Source organism: Vreelandella aquamarina (assembly GCF_900110265.1).
GTDB lineage: Bacteria > Pseudomonadota > Gammaproteobacteria > Pseudomonadales > Halomonadaceae > Vreelandella > Vreelandella aquamarina.
On sequence record NZ_FODB01000017.1, the window covers coordinates 14,676 to 34,343 of the forward strand.

Below are 19,668 nucleotides of genomic sequence, written 5' to 3' on the forward strand. Positions count from 1 at the left end.
ACCATGATAGTAGACCAGTCGCAAGGAACGGTGGCCGTTCTTGTCTGGTTCGCGTTTCTGGATAGTGATTTTCATGTTTTGCTCCTTTTGTGCTCCGAGTGCTCCGAAAACTTATACTCGGAGCACATACGGAGCAAGAGGGGGCAAAACGGATCAAATTTCCTGCAAAGAAATAGAATAAAATTCTTTATAAAACAATTACTTGTTTTTATTTTGTTGGATGCTTTTCGATCTTTTTGGCCGTTTCACTTCCCGATGCAGAAGCTGCCAAAAATTTCGCCGAGCAGATCATCGGCGCTAAATTCACCGGTGATCTCTCCTAGCGCCTGCTGAGCATCCCTTAGGTCTTCGGCAAGCAGCTCGCCTGCCCCGTAGCCATCTAGCTGTGCTCGCCCGGTATCGAGTGCAGCCATGGCGCGGTCAAGGGCATCCAGATGGCGGCGGCGGGCGGAGAATCGGCCCTCTGTGGTTGCAGAGAAGCCCATCACCTCTTTCAGATGCGTTTTCAAACTATCCACACCCTCTCCGGTTTTCGCAGATAGCCGAATAATCGGAGTGGCTGTGGATAATTCAATGCCCGGCGCTTCAGCACTGGCATCGATTTTATTACGCACCAGGGTAAGCCTCCTTTGATCGGGGAGGCGCTCCACGAACTCAGGCCAGATGCTCATTGGGTCGGTAGCCGCTGTGGTGGATGCATCCACCATAAGCAGTACGCGGTCGGCCTTTTCGATCTCTTCCCATGCCCGGGCAACACCGATTTTCTCTACTGCATCGGGCGTATCACGCAGCCCGGCGGTATCAATAATATGCAGCGGCATGCCGTCTAGGTGAATGTACTCCCGGAGTACGTCACGAGTGGTGCCCGCGATGTCCGTCACAATAGCCGTATCCTGCTCGGTCAGCGCGTTCAGTAGGCTCGATTTACCTGCATTGGGGCGTCCTGCAATCACCACGCTCATGCCCTCGCGTAGCAGAGCGCCTTGCCCTGCGGCCTTACGAACAGCAACCAGCGCCTGCTGAACACTCTCTAAGTGCGTGGCGACATGGCCATCGGCGAGAAAGTCGATCTCCTCCTCTGGGAAATCGATGGCGGCTTCCACGTAAACGCGCAGTTCGATCAGCCGTTCGACCAGGGCGGAGACCCGCTGTGAGAACTCGCCCTGAAGCGAGCGCACGGCGTTTTCAGCGGCGGAGCGGGAGGTAGCATCAATCAGGTCGGCAATCGCTTCCGCTTGGGCTAAATCCAGCTTGTCGTTTAGAAACGCCCGTTCGGAGAACTCCCCTGGCCGTGCCAGGCGAGCGCCTAGCTGCAGGCAGCGCTCAAGCAGCATATCCATAATGATGGGGCCGCCGTGGCCCTGCAGCTCCAGCACGTCTTCACCGGTGAAGGAGTGAGGGCCGTTGAACAGCAGCGCGATGCCCTCGTCAATAGTGCCCTCAGCGCCATGAAACGGGCCATAGTGGGCGTGACGAGGAGCAGGGCAGTCACCCAGTATCTCAGCGGCTATCGTACGGCAGGCGGGGCCTGACACGCGAATGATGCCCACGCCGCCACGGCCAGGGGGGGTTGCCAAGGCGGTAATGGTGTCTTGGGTATAGAGTCGGTCGGCCATGACGCTTCCTAAAGACGAAAGAGGGAGAGAGTGTTTCGCGATGGCACTCATGATGAGCACCTTCGCCCTAAAACGCCAGACCCCCGCAAAGGCGGGGGTCTGGGAGTAGCAGAGGGGGCGATTACTTGGTTCGCATCCCTTTGCCGACGCTTGGATCCTTCTCGATGCTGCGCGTAATGAAGTACTGCTGCGCCACCGAGATGATGTTGTTGACCACCCAGTAGATGACCAAGCCTGCCGGGAACCACAGGAAGAAGAAGGTGAAGATAATCGGCAGCATCTTCATGATCTTCGCCTGCATGGGGTCTGGCGGTGTCGGGTTCAGCATCTGCTGAACAAACATCGAGATACCCATCAGAATCGGCAAGATGAAGTAGGGGTCTTTCACCGAGAGATCCTGGATCCAGAATATGAACGGCGCGTGGCGCAGCTCAACGGATTCCAGCAGCATCCAGTAAAGGGCAATGAATACCGGCATCTGTACCAGAATCGGCAAACAGCCACCCAGCGGATTGATCTTCTCTTTCTGGTAGAACTTCATCATCTCTTGAGACATTTTCTGGCGGTCATCGCCATACATCTCTTTAAGACGCTGCATCTCTGGGCCCAGTTTGCGCATACGCGCCATCGACTTGTAGGCCTTCGCAGAGAGCGGGAACAGCACCAACTTCACCAATACGGTGAGTAGTACGATGGACCAGCCCCAGTTGCCCACGATGTCGTGGATCTTATCCAGCAGCCAGAACAGCGGGTTGGCAATGAACCACAACCAACCGTAATCCACGGTGAGCTTGAGGTTCGGTGCGACTTGCTCGAGGTAGTCTTGCACCTTCGGGCCCATGTAAAGCGTTGCGCTCAGCGTGGCTTCACCCTCGGGAGCCACGCTGCTGGTGGGGCCAGCGAAGGCCACTACGTTACGATCTCGAGAATCGGTCGTTACGTAGTAGAGATTCTGCTGGTTTTGAGGCGGTGCCCAGGCGGACACAAAGTAGTGCTGGATGATCGCTATCCATCCGCCTTGGGCCTCGCGATTCTCGAAGTTACGTTTTTGGATCGTATCGAAATCGATCTTCTCGTAGCGCGCTTCAGGCGTGGAATAAGCAGCCCCTAGGTAAGAATTCATCCCCATGGCCACCCCGCTAGAGGGGTCAGGGCTATTGTCACGGGCTAGCTGGCCAATGAATCGTGCGGAAACCGGTGCTTCGGTATTGTTGGCCAGGTAGTAACTCACATTGACCGCATAGCTACCGCGCTCGAATGTCAAACGTTTGATGACGTCGACACCATTCACGTTAGCTGTCAAATCGACGCTGATCTGCTCTTCGTCATCGCCCAAGCGGTACTCGTTACGCTCGGGAGTAAAAGCAATGCGGCTTGCCTGACCATCCAGTTGAAGGCCGGAGCGAGCAACATAGCTGCGCGTGGCATTATCTGACAACAGCACGTAATTACGGTCGGAATCCAGCGTTAGTTTGTGCTGCGGCAAGGCTGCGTAGACGATATCGCCACCGAAGGGGTCGATGCGTACGTCTAGAACATCCGTGGTGACCGCAATGAAGTCACGGCTGGCGGTGTCGCTTTGCTCATCGCCAACGCCTTCGCTAATAGCGTTGTTAGGCGCAGAAGTACTGGGGACGGAGAGATCGTCGCTACCGCTTTCGTTCGCAGGAGCCCCATTGCTGCTTTGGGTAATCTCTGGCGTCGAATCGTAGGTGGTCTGCCCGTAATCCTGATTCCACTGTATAACTAGAAGGTAGGCTAGTACGGCCAGTGGAATCAGTAATAAAAGTCGTTTTACGTCCATGAGGGTTCTGCCCGATGGGTGGTGAACATGCTAATGGCGCAGTGTCATTTACTCGACCCATGACACACGAAAGCCTGCCAAGCGGCAGGCCAAGGTCGAGCGGCGAGGTGCGTCGTCAAGCGTCACGTGTTACGCCATTAGGCGGGGGAGATGCAGACACCGCCTGTGCGTCGCGCTGAAGCCGTTTCCACATGCCGTGTAGCTGGCGAGTGAGCGTTGCGTTATCGATATCCTGAGCGCCGCGCTTTGCCAATATCACAATATCCACAGAGGGTAAGTGATCTTGACGCAGACGAACGGATTCCCGAACGAGTCGCTTGAAGCGGTTACGATCAACAGCGAGCTTCACATTTTTTTTGCTGACCACCAGTCCAATGCGGGGATGTCCCCGGGTACTCATGCGCGCGAGCGCCATCATACCTTTGCCATGAACTTTCAGGTCTGCCTGTTCAAACACGTGACTAAAATCCCCGGCATTTAGCAAACGTAAGCACCGGGGAAAGCCTTGTTGCGACACACGCAATCCGAGATCAGGCGCTCAGACGCTTGCGGCCTTTGGCGCGGCGGCGTGCGATAACGGCACGGCCGTTTTTGGTTGCCATACGAGCACGGAAGCCATGCGCGCGCTTGCGCTTGAGAACGCTGGGTTGAAAAGTGCGTTTCATAACTCGTTATTCCCACGTGGTTTAGGACGGAAAGTGAATTCCAAAAGACCCGGTCCAGTGAGGAACTAGCCGGGGAGTTTCAATTCAAGACCGGAAATTGTAGAGACTTCCCGCGCCGGGTGCAATTTTTCCTTGCATAAAAAGCTCGAAAAAGGCAATGGCGGCGCGTCTCCGCTGTGGAGTCGATTCAACTTGGGGCACACTACTATTACTAATGAAGTTATTTAAAACCTACTGTTATTAATAGTGGGGATACTATTTGTGGATAAGTGGTTTTAGCACAATTTTATCAACAGCTTAAAATAATAAAAAATCTGTGTATAAGCATCGAATAACGAGCGAATAAACTGTGAGTTTGATGTGGTCAACCGAAGACAAAACAGCCCAAAATAGAGTTGTACCCATGGCATCACTGGGTTTTCCTGAACCCTTACCTAAAGTTGTCCACAGGTGAAAAAGAGCCGTTAGTGCGTGTGGATAACCACTTCGTTGGGCGCTACAATGGTCGGCCGTTTTCAACCGATGGTGAGATGAGTGTCACTCGCGCTTTGGCAACAGTGCCTGGACTACCTGCAGGACGAACTGAATTCACAGCAGTTCAATACCTGGATACGTCCGCTGCAGGCAGAAGAAGGAGAGTCCAATGAGCTACGCTTGTTGGCGCCGAATCGTTTTGTGCGCGACTGGGTGAGTGATAAGTACGCCAAGCGTATTAGTGAGCTAATGCGCGAGCTTGCCCCTTCTAAGCCTCCCAAAGTGAGCCTGACCGTGGGCAGCCGACGAGCTGCAGCCCCTGCGCCACAGCCTAGAGAGCTTGGCAATCCGGTCTCGGCAGCTCCCGCTCAACCGGCTTCACCTGCGGTCCATACGCCCCCCCGGGGCGATATTGGCGATGAGCGTGAAATCGACCAGCTACGTGAAGAGAGTGGCCCTAGCCGTCGTGGTAACGAGCGCCAGGTGCAGGTAGAAGGCAGCTTGAAGCACAGTAGTGGCCTAAACCCTAATTTTACCTTCGACACCTTTGTGGAAGGTAAGTCTAACCAGCTGGCGCGTGCGGCTTCTCGTCAGGTCTCCGAAAATCCTGGTGGCGCTTATAACCCGCTGTTTTTATACGGTGGTGTTGGCTTAGGTAAAACGCACCTAATGCATGCAGTGGGTAATGCGCTGGCGGGCCGACGTGAAAATGCCCGCGTGGTCTACCTGCACTCCGAGCGTTTTGTTGCTGATATGGTGAAGGCGCTGCAGCTTAATGCGATTAACGACTTTAAGCGTTTCTATCGCAGCGTCGATGCCCTGCTGATTGACGATATTCAATTTTTTGCCGGTAAAGAGCGTTCTCAGGAAGAGTTTTTCCACACGTTCAACGCGCTGTTAGAGGGTGGTCAGCAGATGATCCTTACCTCTGACCGCTACCCCAAAGAGATCAGTGGCGTTGAAGAGCGGCTGAAGTCGCGCTTTGGGTGGGGGCTGACCGTCGCCATTGAGCCGCCGGAGCTTGAGACCCGAGTGGCGATTCTGATGAAGAAAGCCGATCAAGCCAAAGTGGATCTACCCCACGATGCTGCTTTCTTTATCGCTCAGAAGATTCGCTCTAACGTGCGTGAGCTTGAAGGCGCGTTGAAAAAGGTCATTGCCGACTCCCACTTTATGGGTAAAACCATTACTCAAGACTTTATCCGCGAGTCGCTGAAAGACCTACTGGCGCTGCAGGATAAGCAGGTGGGGGTGGATAATATTCAGCGCACGGTGGCTGAATATTACAAAATCAAGGTGGCGGATCTGCTCTCTAAGCGGCGCTCCCGTTCGGTAGCGCGCCCGCGACAGGTCGCTATGGCGCTGGCGAAAGAACTAACCAACCATAGCCTTCCAGAAATTGGCGATGCATTTGGGGGCCGCGACCACACCACCGTGCTGCACGCCTGCCGAAAAGTAAAAGCACTGCAGGAAGAGAATGCGGATATCCGTGAGGATTACAAAAACCTTCTTCGTCTGCTAACCAGTTAACCTTTTTTGTTTACGCCTGCCATGGGCAGGCCTTTCAGGATAGAAAACCGGAGTTTCGATGAAATTTACCATTTCCCGAGAGGCGCTGCTTCGCCCGCTGACTCTGGTGGCGGGCGTAGTAGAACGGCGCCAAACGCTGCCTGTGCTCTCTAACGTACTGATTCAAGTTGAAGGCGATCAGGTCGCTCTGACCGGTACGGATCTAGAAGTTGAGCTAGTAGGCCGCACGGTCGCCAGCCAAGTTGACCAAGCGGGCGCTGCTACGGTGCCGGCTAGAAAGCTGATGGATATTTGTAAATCGCTGCCCGATCAGTCCGACATTCAGTTAGCGGTCGAAGAGGGGCGCGCGATATTACGTAGTGGTCGTTCGCGCTTTACACTTTCTACACTTCCTGTAGCAGAATTTCCTAATATTGAAGATGCCGATGGCAGTCAGGAACTCAGCGTTCCCCGTGGCACGCTTAAGCATTTGATTGAGTCCACCTCCTTTGCCATGGCGCAGCAGGATGTGCGTTATTACCTAAACGGTATGCTGCTGGAAATTCAGAGCAATTTGCTGCGTACGGTCGCGACCGATGGACACCGTTTGGCGATGTGCTCGCGTCCCATTGACGTGGCAGTAAGCCAGTCTCAAAAGCTGATTGTGCCCCGTAAAGGTATCCTAGAGCTCTCTCGCCTGTTGGATGACAGCGATGAACCTGTCAGCCTTACCTTGGGATCAACGCATGTTCGTGCGCATACAGGTGACTTCACGTTTACCTCTAAGCTTATTGACGGCAAATTCCCCGATTATGAGCGCGTAGTGCCGCGCAATGGCGATAAGGTGCTGATTGCCGAGCGTGCCGAGCTTCGTCAAGTGCTGTCACGTACCGCCATTCTCTCCAACGAAAAGTACCGTGGTGTTCGGCTGTATCTTGAGGAAAATAACCTCAAAGTAATGGCCAACAACCCTGAGCAGGAAGAAGCGGAAGAGAACATTGCCGTGGAGTACAGCGGTAGCGCCATGGAAGTGGGCTTTAACGTTGGCTATCTGGTGGATGTGCTCTCTGTGCTTGATGAAGAGCGCGTACAAATTACCCTAGCCGACCCGAACAGCAGTGCCCTGCTGGAAGAGCCTGGCGGTGGTGATGCGCTGTATGTTGTTATGCCGATGCGCTTATAACCGCATTGGGACTGAATGAAAACGGCGCTTCTACATTGTCAGAAGCGCCGTTTTCGCATTTGGCAACGGATAGCGCGTTTCATGGTCTTACTAGGTGGCATTAGCGGATGAGCGTGACACAACTCACTTTTCACGGACTGCGTAACTTGGCTCCGGTTACGATTCATCCGTCACCACGTATCAATGTTATCTATGGCGTGAACGGTAGCGGTAAGACCAGTCTTCTGGAAGGTATTCATATTCTAGGCATGGGACGCTCTTTTCGTACTCGTCAGCTGAAGAATGCCATTCAGTCAGAGGCGCCGTATATGACGCTGTACGGCCGCTTGGCAGGAGATCCTGAGGTGACGCTGGGGGTAAGGCGAATGCGGGCTCAGCGTGAGCTGGAGCTGCGTTTGCGTGGCGAAAAGGGTGTCCGATTGGCTGAGCTGGTAGAAGCTATGCCGCTCCAGCTTATTAATCCTGATGCTTTTCGTTTGCTGGAAGGGTCACCCGCTGGTCGCCGTGAGTTCTTAGACTGGGGAGTGTTTCACGTGAAACATCACTTCCTAGACGCGTGGCAGCGGACTCGCCGGGCGGTGAAACATCGGAATGCACTCCTTAGGCGTGGTAGAATAGCGGCCAGTGAAATAGCGGTGTGGGAGCAGGAGCTCGCCCATTGGGGAGAGCAGATGGATAGGCTACGCCAAGCATGGTTTAGTGAGTTCTTGCCCGTATTTGATGAAACACTGAAAAAATTGCTGCCGCTGCCCGGGTTAACACTCCGCTATGCCAGAGGCTGGGATAAACAACGCTCGCTGGCAGATGTACTGCACGATAGCCGAGAAACCGACCAGCAGATGGGGTTTACGCAGCAGGGCCCACAGCGCGCCGATTTGCGTATTCGGTTGAACAAGCAGCCCGCAATTGAGGTGCTTTCCAGAGGCCAGCAGAAGCTGGTAGTGAGTGCATTAAAGCTCGCTCAAGGAAGGCTTCTGGAAAGTACCGCACAGCGGCACTGCATTTATTTGATAGATGATTTACCGGCAGAGCTGGACGAGCATCACCGCCGCCAGTTCTGCGCTTTGCTTGAAGAGATGCAGTGCCAAGCATTTATTACCAGCGTCGAGCCCACCGCGCTAAGCGATGTCTGGCAGCCCACTACTGCCGTTGAGATGTTTCACGTGAAACACTCCGAGCAAGGGTTTAGCCAGTGCCAGCCAGATGGGTAGACGACACGGAACGAGACAGACTTCACGACGGAGTGGTCAATGAGCGAGCAGGCTTACGATTCATCAAGCATCAAGGTGCTCAAAGGGCTAGACGCAGTACGTAAGCGTCCAGGCATGTACATCGGTGATACCGACGACGGCACCGGGCTGCACCACATGGTTTTCGAGTTGGTGGATAACTCCATCGATGAAGCCTTGGCAGGCCACTGTAGCGAAATTCGAGTGGTCATCCACGCGGATGAATCGGTAACCGTGAGCGATAATGGCCGGGGTATTCCGACCGAGCTACACGAGGGCGAGGGCGTCTCTGCGGCGGAAGTCATCATGACGGTGCTCCACGCGGGCGGTAAGTTCGACGATAACTCTTATAAAGTATCGGGCGGCTTGCACGGCGTGGGTGTGTCGGTGGTGAACGCGCTCTCAGAAGAGCTGCGCCTGACGATTTGGCGCCAAGGGGAGGTGTTTGAGCAAATTTATCATCACGGCGTGCCGCAAGCGCCGCTAAGCGTCGTAGGAAAAACGGAAAAAAGCGGTACCCGCGTGCATTTTCGCCCGTCTCCGGCGACGTTTGCCAACATCGAATTCCACTACGATATTCTGGCGAAACGCCTGCGTGAGCTCTCCTTCCTCAACTCGGGTGTAGCCATTCGCCTGATGGATGAGCGTAGCGGCAAAGAGGAGCTGTTCCATTACGAAGGTGGTTTGAAAGCCTTCGTTGACCACTTGAACAAAAACAAAACCGTTCTGAACCCGGTATTTCACTTCAACGCTGGGCGTGATGATGGTGTGGAAGTCGAAGTGGCAATGCAGTGGAGCGATGCCTTCACAGAGAACATCTTCTGTTACACCAACAACATTCCTCAGCGGGATGGCGGTACCCACTTGGCAGGGTTCCGCGCTGCGCTAACGCGTACGCTAAACCACTATATCGAAGCGGAAGGTCTGCTGAAAAAAGCCAAAGTGAACACGTCGGGCGACGACGCCCGTGAAGGCCTGACGGCGATCATCTCCGTCAAAGTGCCCGATCCGAAGTTTTCATCGCAAACCAAGGACAAGCTCGTCTCGTCCGAGGTGAAGACGGCGGTGGAGCAGGAGATGGGTCGCTTGTTTGCCGACTACCTGATCGAAAAACCCAACGAAGCCAAAGCCATCGTCAACAAGATGCTGGACGCGGCCCGTGCCCGTGAGGCGGCGCGAAAAGCTAGAGACATGACCCGCCGCAAAGGCGCTCTGGATATCGCGGGTTTGCCGGGCAAACTAGCCGATTGCCAGGAGAAAGACCCAAGCCAGTCGGAGCTTTACCTGGTGGAGGGTGACTCGGCGGGGGGGAGTGCCAAGCAGGGGCGTGATCGTCGTACCCAGGCCATTCTGCCGTTGAAAGGTAAAATCCTGAACGTCGAAAAAGCGCGCTTCGATAAAATGCTTTCCTCCGCTGAAGTGGGCACGCTAATCACGGCGCTGGGCTGCGGCATTGGTCGGGAAGAGTTTAATCCCGATAAGCTGCGCTACCACTCGGTCATTATCATGACTGACGCCGACGTAGACGGTTCGCATATTCGTACGCTGCTACTGACGTTCTTCTTCCGTCAAATGCCCGAGCTGATTGAGCGTGGGCATATCTTTATTGCCCAGCCGCCGCTTTATAAAATCAAACGTGGTAAGCAAGAGCTCTATCTGAAAGATGAGCAGGCCATGATTGATTACCTGACCACCACCGCACTGGATGGAGCAGGGCTGCACGTTAATGCGGATGCGCCGGGCATTGCTGGCTCACAGCTAGAAGCGCTGGTGAATCAGTATCGCAACGTGATGAAGCGAATTGACCGTTTGGCGCGGGTTTACCCCATCGAAGTATTGAAGCAGGTAGTACATGCTACCGCGCTACAGGGTGAGCCTAGCTTGAAAGACCGCGTCACCATGGAAAACTGGATTGCCGAGCTGCAGAAAGCCATGGATGACATGGTGGCCTATGAAGGCGGCCCGCGCTATCAGTTCTACTTGCAAGAAGACACAGAGCGTGGCCTGCATTTACCGGCGGTATCGCTGATTGCCCACGGCGTCACCACAGAATACGTGTGGGGCCTGGACTTCTTTGAAAGTGCTGATTACCGCGCCATGGCAGGCTTAGGGGAAACCCTCAACGGCTTGTTGGATGAAGGTGCCTACATCGCCCGTGGTGAGCGCCAGAAGCCCGTTGCACACTTCTCTGAAGTGCTGACTTGGCTAATGCAGGAAGGCCAGCGTGGCCTCTCTGTGCAGCGCTATAAAGGGCTAGGTGAGATGAATCCAGACCAGCTGTGGGAAACCACCATGGATCCGGATAGCCGTCGTATGCTGCGGGTTACTATTGAAGATGCGGTAGCGGCGGATATGATGTTCAACACCTTGATGGGTGATGAAGTTGAGCCGCGTCGCGACTTTATCGAGACCAACGCGCTCGTTGCTAACCTCGATATCTAAAAAGCCTCTTCAATGTGTTTCACGTGAAACATTGAAAAGCAAAAAACCGTAGGCGAAGCGCCTGCGGTTTTTTTATGGGTGGTGGTGTTCAAGGCTAGTATGAAAATTGTGGAAAGGTTAGTCCAAGACACCTGCAATTAAATCGTCAACAAAGGCAGCTAAATCAGCGTAGACCAAGGCATGCTCTAGCCCGTCCCCTTTTGCGAGGGTCTTTTCCCCTTTACCCGTTTTCACGAGAACGCTACGGCATCCCACCGATTCACCCGCTTGCAGATCGCGTAGGCTATCGCCCACCATCCAACTGCCTTTCAGACTGGAAAGCGTTAGTTTGTCCTGTATCTCGGTAAATAACCCAGGAAGCGGTTTACGGCAGCCGCACTGATCATCGGGGCCGTGAGGGCAGTAAGCGATATGGGCAATTTGGCCGCCTTCCGCTTCCACCAGCCCATGTAAGCGCTCATTCATAGTGTTCAGCGTAGCTTCATCGTAGAAGCCACGGGCGATGCCGGATTGATTAGTAGCCACCGCCACGGTAAAGCCTGCCTGGGTAAGGCGGGCAATCGCGCTAATGGCAGAAGGGTAGGGGATCCATTCGGCAAGGGATTTGATATAAGCATCCGAGTCGTGATTAATCACGCCATCGCGATCCAGTATCACAAGCTGCTGAGCAGTAATCATGGGGCTCCTCTTAATGCGGTGGGCAAAAACGTCAACATTAGCGTAAGCCCTGAAGTGCGAATGAGCGAGTGTTTCACGTGAAACATTCATGTGCTCAATAAAAAGCCCGACTTATCAAAAGCCGGGCTATCGGTTACGCCTTCAGAGCAGTCGACGCTCTAAACACTCATCGTATCACTGGGGTAGCTGAGAGATGTCGGCCACTTCCAGGAACAGCGCCTGCAGGCTGGCAAGCAGGGCAAGGCGGTTACGGCGAATGGCATCGTCATCCGCCATGACCATCACTTGATCAAAGAAGGCATCGACCGGCTCACGCAGCGTGGCGAGCGCGTCTAGCGCTTGCTGATAATCACCTGCTGCGAACAGCGGAGCCACCTGTTGCTGGCTAGCCGTGACCGCTTCAAACAGCGCTTTTTCCGCCGCTTCTTGAAGAAGCGAGGCCTCTACCTGAGTGCTGCCATCATGCTCCTGCTTGCTCAGGATGTTGGAAACACGCTTGTTGGCAGCGGCCAGGGCTGCGGCTTCTTCACGTTGAGCAAAGGCTTTGACGGCACGTAAGCGACGCGCAAAATCCAGCGGTTTGGTGACCGGACGAGCGCGGACGGCGAGGTACATCTCAGCAGAGATACCCTCCTCCTGGCCCCAGGCGCGGAAGCGGTCGAGCATATACGTCAGTACGTCTTCTACTAGGCCGTCGGCTTTTGGCAGATTCTGGTGCTGATCAGCCGCCACTTGCAGCAGTTCACGCAAGTCGAGATTCAGCTCGCCTTTCACCAGAATGTTCAGCACGCCAATGGAGGCGCGGCGCAGGGCGAAGGGGTCTTTTGCGCCCGTGGGGCGCTGGCCGATACCGAAGATGCCCACCAGGGTATCTAAACGATCAGCTAGTGCCAGCGCTTGGCCGGTCAAACTTTGCGGAATCGCGTCGCTGGCAAAGCGGGGCAGGTATTGCTCTTCTAACGCCTGGGCGACTTCCGCCGGTTCGCCATCCTGCTCGGCGTAGTAGCGGCCCATAATGCCCTGCAGCTCGGGGAATTCGAGTACCATTTCGGTAACGAGATCACATTTGGCCAGGGCCACGGTGCGTTGCGCATGAGCCACGTCACCCTGGATGCGCTCAGCGATGAAAGTGGCGATGGCCGTGCTGCGGCGGGCTTTATCCGCCAGCGTGCCCAGCTGCTGCTGGAAGACCACGCTTTCTAATTGCGGAATGCGCGAGGCTAGCGTGTGCTTGCGGTCGGTGTCGTAGAAGAAGGCCGCATCCGCCAAGCGTGGGCGAATGACCTTTTCATTGCCGGAGATCACCTGATCAGGGTCTTGGCTCTCGATGTTCGAGATAGTGATGAACAACGGTTTCAGCTTGCCCCGATCATCCAGCAGGTGGAAGTACTTCTGGTTGGCCTTCATGGAGGAGATCAGACACTCCGCGGGCACTTCCAAAAAGCGCTCGTCGAAGCTGCCGGTCAGTGCGACGGGCCACTCCACCAAACCGCTGACCTCTACCAGCAGGTCCTCGTCGATGACGGCGTTGGCTTCCTGGACTTCGGCCTCGGCGAGCACCTGCTCACGAATACGCTCCCGGCGACGCTGGCGGTCTGCCAATACGTAGGCATTTTCCAGTGCCGCAAGGTAGTCGTCGGCATGCTCAAGTTGAATTGCATCCGGCGCGTGGAAGCGATGGCCGTAGGTGGTACGGCTGGCTTGAAGGCCAAGGGCTTCGGCGGTAATCACCTCGTTGCCATACAGCGCCACCAGCCAGTGAACCGGGCGGGAGAACTCAACGCGGGACGCACCCCAGCGCATGTTCTTGGGCACCGGCAGCGACTGTAGTGTTTTACGCACCATCTCAGGCAGTAGCGCTTGAACGCTGTCGCCCTGCTGCTGTTCGCGGTAGCCAAGCCAGGTGCCCTTATCGGTTTCCAGGTGGATCAGATCATCCACGCTGACACCGCAGGAGCGGGCAAAACCTTCTGCCGCTTTGGTGGGGGCACCGTCTTTAAACGCGGCGGCCAGGGCAGGGCCTCGGCGCTCTACTTCACGGTCTGGCTGCTTGTCGGCAAGCCCGGTGACTTGTACGGCTAAGCGGCGCGGCGTGGCGTAGGCGGTCACCGCTTGGAAGGGAATTTCGGCTTCCTGTAGGCCTTTTTCAATGCCGGCAGCAAACGCGTCTGAGAGCGCGTCCAGCGCGGTTGGCGGAAGTTCTTCTGCGCCCAGTTCTAATAAAAGCGTATCAACGGCCATTATGCGTCTCCCTGCTCGGCGAGCTCTTCTTGTAACAGTTCACGGCGTAATGCTTCCGGTGCCATGGGGAAGCCTGCTGCTTTACGAGACTCGAAGTAGGCGGTAGCGACGTCACGCGCCATGGTGCGTACGCGCAGGATGAAGCGCTGACGTTCCGTGACGGAGATCGCGTGGCGTGCGTCCAGCAGGTTAAACGTATGGGACGCTTTCAGCACCTGCTCGTAAGCGGGCAGCGGCAGGCTTGCGGCCAAGAGTTTGCTGCACTCTTTTTCCTGGTGATCAAACGCCGCGAAGAGCTGATCCACATCTGCGTGCTCAAAGTTATACGCAGACTGCTCGCGCTCGTTTTGCAGGTAGACATCGCCATAACTCACTTTGCTGCCGTCCGGCGCGATGGCCCATACCAGGTCGTAAACGCTATCGACGTTCTGCAGGTACATGGCGATACGCTCAAGCCCATAGGTCAGCTCGCCGGTGACGGGGTAGCACTCGATGCCGCCCGCCTGCTGGAAGTAGGTGAACTGAGTCACTTCCATGCCGTTGAGCCATACTTCCCAACCAAGGCCCCAGGCACCTAACGTGGGGGACTCCCAGTTGTCTTCCACGAAGCGCACGTCGTGGATCAGCGGGTCGAGCCCCAAACGCTTCAACGAGCCTAGGTAAAGATCCTGTAGGTTGCTGGGGGAGGGCTTCATCACCACCTGAAACTGGTAGTAGTGCTGCAGGCGGTTGGGGTTTTCGCCGTAGCGGCCGTCGGTTGGACGGCGGGAAGGCTGAACGTAGGCAGCGTTCCAAGTTTCTGGGCCAATCGCCCGCAGGAAGGTGGCGGGGTGGAAGGTGCCCGCGCCGACTTCCATATCGAGGGGCTGGAGGATGACGCAGCCCTGTTCTGCCCAGTACTGTTGCAGAGCAAGGATCAAGCCTTGAAAGGTCGACACATCGGGTGTCGATTGGTTTGTCGAAACACTCATCGCGGAAAGCACCGTTGGCCATGAATTCATAAGCCGTCAAGTATACAATCACAGGCAGATGGGTTATAGGCACGTTAGCCAAAGAGCCGCTTTTGGTAAGGAGAACGAGATGATCGTGGTAACAGGCGGTGCCGGGTTTATCGGCGCCAATATTGTCAAAGCGCTAAATGCTCGCGGCCGTGACGATGTGATGGTGGTCGACGACCTGCGCGATGGCACCAAATTCGTCAATTTGGCGGACTGCACGCTGGCTGACTACTTGGATAAAGACGATTTCATCGCCCGCGTGAAAGCCGCGCTACGTGGTGAAACGGTGGACTTGCCCACCATCGATGCGATTTTCCATGAAGGGGCCTGTTCGGATACAACCGAGTGGGATGGGCACTATATGATGGAGAATAACTTCGAGTACTCCAAAGTGTTGCTCAACTACTGTGAAAAACTGGGTATTCCTTTTCTGTACGCGTCGTCAGCGGCGACCTACGGCGGCAGCGAGGTGTTCAAGGAAGCGCCAGAGTATGAAAAGCCGCTCAACGTCTACGGCTACTCCAAACTGCTGTTCGATCAGCACGTTCGCTCGCGCTGGAACGAGCTGACCACGCAGGTGGTAGGTTTCCGCTACTTCAACGTTTACGGGCCGCGAGAGCAGCATAAAGGCAAGATGGCCAGCGTGGCGTACCACAACCACCTGCAGATCCGTAACGGCGAAACGCTGAAGCTGTTCGGTGCTTACGGCGGCTATGAGGCGGGCATGCAGAGCCGCGATTTTGTCTACGTAGGCGATGTGGTCGATGTAAATCTCTGGTTCCTGGACAACCCCAGCGCCTCGGGCATCTTCAATTTGGGCACTGGCCGTGCGGAGCCGTTCAAGGCGATTGGCGAAGCGGTCATCGACTTCTATGGCCAGGGCGAAATCGACTACATTCCCTTCCCCCAAGAGTTGAAAGGGCGCTACCAAAGCTACACGCGTGCCGATATTAGCCAACTGCGTGCGGCAGGTTGTGATGTGGAATTCAAAACCGTCGCCCAGGGCGTTAAGGCGTACTTGGAGTGGCTAAATGGCTAACTCTGCCAAGCGACTGCTGGTAGTAGGCCCCTCCTGGGTAGGCGATATGGTCATGGCACAGAGCCTGTTTATGACCTTAAAAGCGCGCTACCCGGGTGCCACCCTTGGGGTGGTCGCCCCCGCTTGGTCTCAGCCGATTCTTGAGCGTATGCCAGAAGTAGATGAGGTGTTGCCATTGGCGGTGGGCCACGGTGAGTTTGGGCTGGCAAGCCGCCGCGAGCTGGCGGCCAGATTACGCGGCCGCTTTGACCGCGCCATCGTGCTGCCGCGCTCCTGGAAAGCAGCGCTGGTGCCCTTTATGGCGCGCATTCCCGAGCGGGTGGGTTTTTTAGGTGAGCACCGCTACGGGCTGTTAAAAGAGCGCCGCAAGCTAGACAAGCAGGTGCTGGACCAAACCGTTAAACGCTTTGTGTCACTAGGGCTGCCTTTGGAGGAGGCGCAAACCGGTCAGTTTGCGATCCCCAAACCACGGCTCACCATTGATCGGGATAATTTGGTGAACCTGCGTCTTACCCACGCACTGTCATCACGCCCCGCCATAGGCATGATGCCGGGCGCAGAGTATGGCCCGGCCAAACAGTGGCCGCTTGAGTACTTCCACCAACTGGCAGCAAGGCTGATCAAAGATGGCTTTGAGGTGCGCGTACTGGGCGGGGCCAAAGATCAGGCGGCGGGGCAAGCCATTGTGCAGGGCTTACCTCACGCGCATAACCTATGTGGAAAAACGCAGCTAGCGGATGCGGTGGATTTGCTGGCCGACTGCCGTCAGGTTGTGACCAACGATTCGGGCCTGATGCATGTGGCAGCCGCCGTGGGCGTAAGAATCCATGCGCTTTATGGCTCCTCCTCACCTGCCTACACGCCACCGCTCACGAACAATGCGGTAATTCACTACCTGGGGCTCTCCTGCTCTCCGTGCTTTCAGCGAACTTGCCCCCTGGGCCACACCAACTGCTTAAATGAGCTAGACGTAGAGCGCGTTTACCAAGCCATGCGTGCTGACCGGCAGAACGCTAACGGGGTGATCGTTAGCGCATAATCTCTACTTCGTCGGCGAGATCGGCGGGTGTCTCTGTGACCTGTTCAGCGATGCTCTCTTCGCTTTCACGCCGCTGTGGGGCGAGCCCTTCCCAGAGTCGATGCTGGAGGGCTGTCTCCTCCCGTAGCCGCTCATTCAGCGTCTCAAGCCCATGAATTTCGACCAGCGTGGGCTGACTGCTCAGCAGTGACGCACCTAACCCGGCACGGTTATCGTTCAGCGGCAGGCCCATGGCATCCAAAATAGTGGGAAACACATCCAGCATGGTAGCGCTTCGACGCACCCGCTGTGGCCTAATGCCATCACCTAGCATGATGAGCGTATTGTCGCGATCCAGCGCGGTGAGTTGATCCCATACCGATACGCGCATGGTGAGATGATCACTTAACACTACGACCAGCGTATTCTCCAGCAGCCCCTCTTGCTCTAACTGTTCGATAAAATCACGCGCTTGGCGCGCAGAGCACTCCACCGAGTAGAGAATATCCTGACCATCGAATTCGCCCTGGCGGTCCTGGCAGGTCTGTGAGGGGAACCCACTAGGCGCGTGCCCCGCGATGCTCAAGTTCACCACCGCCCAGGGGCCGTTATCTTCTTCGTTCAGGCGGCGTATTTCGTCAGCAGTAAAGTCGTATAGCGTATCGTCATACAGCCCCCAGCTATTCACATACTCTGGGTCATCGAGTTCAGGCAGCAGCTCCTCTTTGCCTTTCACGGTATTGAACTGGTGGCCGCGATAGAAAAGCCCCTTCCCGGCAAACTGCGTGCTGGCACCGCCCAAAAAGCTAAGCCGATAGCCTTGTTCAGCCAGCACATCTCCCAAGCAGTCAACACCGGGTACTACCTTAGAAAGCGGCTCGAACTGGCTATCGTGTAGCAGGCCTGCGGGCATGAGCGGCACGCCGCACTGGCTGGCGATCATCCCAGCCATTGTCCAGCCGGTATTCTCCATCTGGTGAATGCCCTCAAACACCAGCCCGCGTTCGCCCAGCGCGGTTAAGTCCGCATACGCATCACCAAACAGCTCATTGCTGTAGGTGCGCTCTATGCTCTCTAAATACATCAGCAGTAGGTTGGGGGCATCGGGCTGGTCGCCGGTAGGCGGTGGCACATAGCGGCGGTCTAACCACGCGCCGTCGTCAGTCACAATGGCAGCACTGCGCTGGCCAATGCCATAGAGCAGCGGGTTAGCCGCCAGCAGCGCAATGGCAAAGAAGCGCTCGGTTAATCGCCAGCGCTGATCGTGGCGCGACAACCACGTTACGGATGCCAGCACCGCCAGTACGGTGAGCGTGTAGGACAGTGCCAGCAGCATTTTACCTGCCCCGCCATGCTCCGCCATGCCCGCCTGTAAATGAAAAAACACCGCCCCGAGGTCGACGTTTCCGAAGCTGTCGGCCAAATAAACATAGATGCTAAATAGGCTAAGTGGCGCAAGCGACCACGGCCACATAGCCCGGTAGCGAGCATTGAGCGGTGCACCCCAACGCAGTTTTAGGCCGACCCCAATCCATACGGCTGCGGTCAAAAAGAGTGTCCACCAGGGCAGGCGAGTTAGCACAGTAACGGCATAGCCGAGACTGAGGCCAATCACAACCAGAGGCAGCCAGGGGGTAAGTTTGAGTGACCTTAAGGGGGGCATGCCGTATCCTTGGTTCATTAAGAAATTAAGTATGAATACAGTTTGCGAAAAAAATATCTTTTAACTCATGGTGTGATTATGGATGATAAGATATTTTGCGTCCAGCTACCCACATAGACACTTATTAATTACTAGGTATTTCCTATGGAAAATATTGAAGTTTCTTTTATAACAATTAATTATAATTCATCAAATTATACAAAATCTTTGGTGAGCAGTATTTTATTAAATACGAAGGATGTTTCTTATGAAGTTATAATTATAGATAATGCCTCAGAGGAGAAGGATTTTGAAAATTTGAATGTCGACTTTTTTAGTGGTGAAAATATTAAAATAATCAGAAGCCCTATAAATCTTGGTTTTGCCGGTGGAAATATGCTTGGTGTGTCTGCTGCGAAGGGGCGTTACTATTTTTTTATAAATAATGATTGTGAAGTTCTTAATGATGCGGCGAGCATTTTTAAAAAATTTTTGATTACCCATCCAACAACAGCGTTGGTAACAGGGAGTGTACTAGATAAAGAGAATCGGTTCTCGTCTTCTTACAAGCAGTTTCCGCATATAGCAAAGCAGTTGTTTGGAAATAGCATACAGAGGATTTTTTCAAAGAGAAAATTTCCTAGCAACAAAGTGAAGCTTGAGCACCCTGCAAAAGTTGAAGTTGTTAGTGGAGCCTGCATGTTTTTTGATGCTAAAGTTTTTTGCAAAATTGGTGGTTTTGATACAGTTTTCTTTCTTTACTGTGAGGAAGAGGATATTTCTAAGAGAGTGTGGGATCAAGGTAGTGAGGTTTATTTTGTTCCTTCTGCACGGGTTTTTCACGCTTCAGGCGGGAGCTCTAGTCAAGAAGCTTCTTTAGAAAAAGAGTACTACATATCGTATTTTCACTTGCTAGATAAGCATTATAATAGGCTGGGAAGAGGGCTGCTAAAGTTAGCTCTCTTTTTCAAGCTGTTCTTTAGAGTGTTTAAACGTAGAAATGGATTAAGGGTTTTTGCGTCTATGTTGGGTGGGTTTGCTAAAAAGGATAGCTTGAGGTACAAGCAGGTAATAAAAAAAGATTGATTTTAAGTGCTGGCATGAGAGAGAGGCGTGATTTTATAGACGGC

At 54.7% G+C, this 19,668-nt stretch carries 15 protein-coding genes; 7 read left to right on the forward strand and 8 right to left on the reverse strand.

From position 1 onward, the window contains the following. Positions 1-245: 245 nt before the first annotated feature. The 4 genes from mnmE to rpmH all read right to left on the reverse strand — a co-directional run bounded on the left by mnmE (position 246) and on the right by rpmH (position 4,085). Positions 246-1,616 (reverse strand): tRNA uridine-5-carboxymethylaminomethyl(34) synthesis GTPase MnmE, encoded by a 1,371-nt coding sequence (gene mnmE, locus BMY49_RS06405; RefSeq protein ID WP_089675225.1) that lies wholly within the window; start codon positions 1,614-1,616, stop codon positions 246-248. A 121-nt stretch (positions 1,617-1,737) separates the two neighbouring features. Then, complete coding sequence (yidC, locus tag BMY49_RS06410) at positions 1,738-3,420, reverse strand: membrane protein insertase YidC (RefSeq protein ID WP_044628569.1); 1,683 nt, start codon at positions 3,418-3,420, stop codon at positions 1,738-1,740. A gap of 115 nt (positions 3,421-3,535) precedes the next feature. Beyond that, positions 3,536-3,937 (reverse strand): ribonuclease P protein component, encoded by a 402-nt coding sequence (gene rnpA, locus BMY49_RS06415; protein ID WP_089675226.1) that lies wholly within the window; start codon positions 3,935-3,937, stop codon positions 3,536-3,538. A gap of 13 nt (positions 3,938-3,950) precedes the next feature. Next, positions 3,951-4,085: a 50S ribosomal protein L34 gene (gene rpmH, locus BMY49_RS06420; RefSeq protein ID WP_009723348.1), complete on the reverse strand. Its 135-nt coding sequence runs from the start codon at positions 4,083-4,085 to the stop codon at positions 3,951-3,953. Between the two features lie 534 nt (positions 4,086-4,619). On the opposite strand from rpmH, the gene dnaA reads away from it, so the two are divergent. The 4 genes from dnaA (at position 4,620) to gyrB (ending at position 10,922) form a co-directional block, all read left to right on the forward strand. Continuing rightward, a complete protein-coding gene (dnaA, locus tag BMY49_RS06425; protein ID WP_058577312.1) occupies positions 4,620-6,089 on the forward strand; it encodes a chromosomal replication initiator protein DnaA in 1,470 nt (489 codons plus the stop codon). A 58-nt stretch (positions 6,090-6,147) separates the two neighbouring features. Next, positions 6,148-7,251 (forward strand): DNA polymerase III subunit beta, encoded by a 1,104-nt coding sequence (gene dnaN, locus BMY49_RS06430; RefSeq protein ID WP_044628566.1) that lies wholly within the window; start codon positions 6,148-6,150, stop codon positions 7,249-7,251. Between the two features lie 107 nt (positions 7,252-7,358). Further along, entirely contained in the window at positions 7,359-8,462 is a 1,104-nt protein-coding gene (gene recF, locus BMY49_RS06435; RefSeq protein WP_054641215.1) for a DNA replication/repair protein RecF, read from the forward strand. Between the two features lie 39 nt (positions 8,463-8,501). Then, positions 8,502-10,922 (forward strand): DNA topoisomerase (ATP-hydrolyzing) subunit B, encoded by a 2,421-nt coding sequence (gene gyrB, locus BMY49_RS06440; protein ID WP_062361536.1) that lies wholly within the window; start codon positions 8,502-8,504, stop codon positions 10,920-10,922. Positions 10,923-11,039: 117 nt separating this feature from the next. On the opposite strand, the gene gmhB is transcribed toward gyrB, so the two are convergent. From gmhB to glyQ, 3 genes are all read right to left on the reverse strand, one after another. Next, a complete protein-coding gene (gmhB, locus tag BMY49_RS06445) occupies positions 11,040-11,600 on the reverse strand; it encodes a D-glycero-beta-D-manno-heptose 1,7-bisphosphate 7-phosphatase (RefSeq protein WP_058577310.1) in 561 nt (186 codons plus the stop codon). 174 nt (positions 11,601-11,774) lie between these two features. Continuing rightward, complete coding sequence (gene glyS / locus BMY49_RS06450) at positions 11,775-13,841, reverse strand: glycine--tRNA ligase subunit beta (RefSeq protein ID WP_074211237.1); 2,067 nt, start codon at positions 13,839-13,841, stop codon at positions 11,775-11,777. After that, positions 13,841-14,812: a glycine--tRNA ligase subunit alpha gene (gene glyQ, locus BMY49_RS06455; RefSeq protein ID WP_054641216.1), complete on the reverse strand. Its 972-nt coding sequence runs from the start codon at positions 14,810-14,812 to the stop codon at positions 13,841-13,843. Before glyQ ends, glyS begins: the two co-directional genes overlap by 1 nt. A 109-nt stretch (positions 14,813-14,921) precedes the next feature. On the opposite strand from glyQ, the gene rfaD reads away from it, so the two are divergent. After that, positions 14,922-15,878, forward strand: coding sequence for an ADP-glyceromanno-heptose 6-epimerase (gene rfaD / locus BMY49_RS06460; RefSeq protein ID WP_054641217.1), 957 nt, complete (start codon positions 14,922-14,924; stop codon positions 15,876-15,878). Beyond that, a complete protein-coding gene (waaF, locus tag BMY49_RS06465; RefSeq protein ID WP_062361526.1) occupies positions 15,871-16,917 on the forward strand; it encodes a lipopolysaccharide heptosyltransferase II in 1,047 nt (348 codons plus the stop codon). The genes rfaD and waaF overlap by 8 nt, the downstream gene beginning before the upstream one ends. On the opposite strand, the gene BMY49_RS06470 is transcribed toward waaF, so the two are convergent. After that, positions 16,907-18,559, reverse strand: coding sequence for a sulfatase-like hydrolase/transferase (locus BMY49_RS06470; RefSeq protein ID WP_074211236.1), 1,653 nt, complete (start codon positions 18,557-18,559; stop codon positions 16,907-16,909). The genes waaF and BMY49_RS06470 overlap by 11 nt on opposite strands. 144 nt (positions 18,560-18,703) lie before the next feature. Between BMY49_RS06470 and BMY49_RS06475 the strand changes: the two genes are divergently transcribed. Beyond that, positions 18,704-19,624 (forward strand): glycosyltransferase family 2 protein, encoded by a 921-nt coding sequence (locus BMY49_RS06475; protein ID WP_062361519.1) that lies wholly within the window; start codon positions 18,704-18,706, stop codon positions 19,622-19,624. The last annotated feature ends 44 nt before the right edge of the window (positions 19,625-19,668 follow it).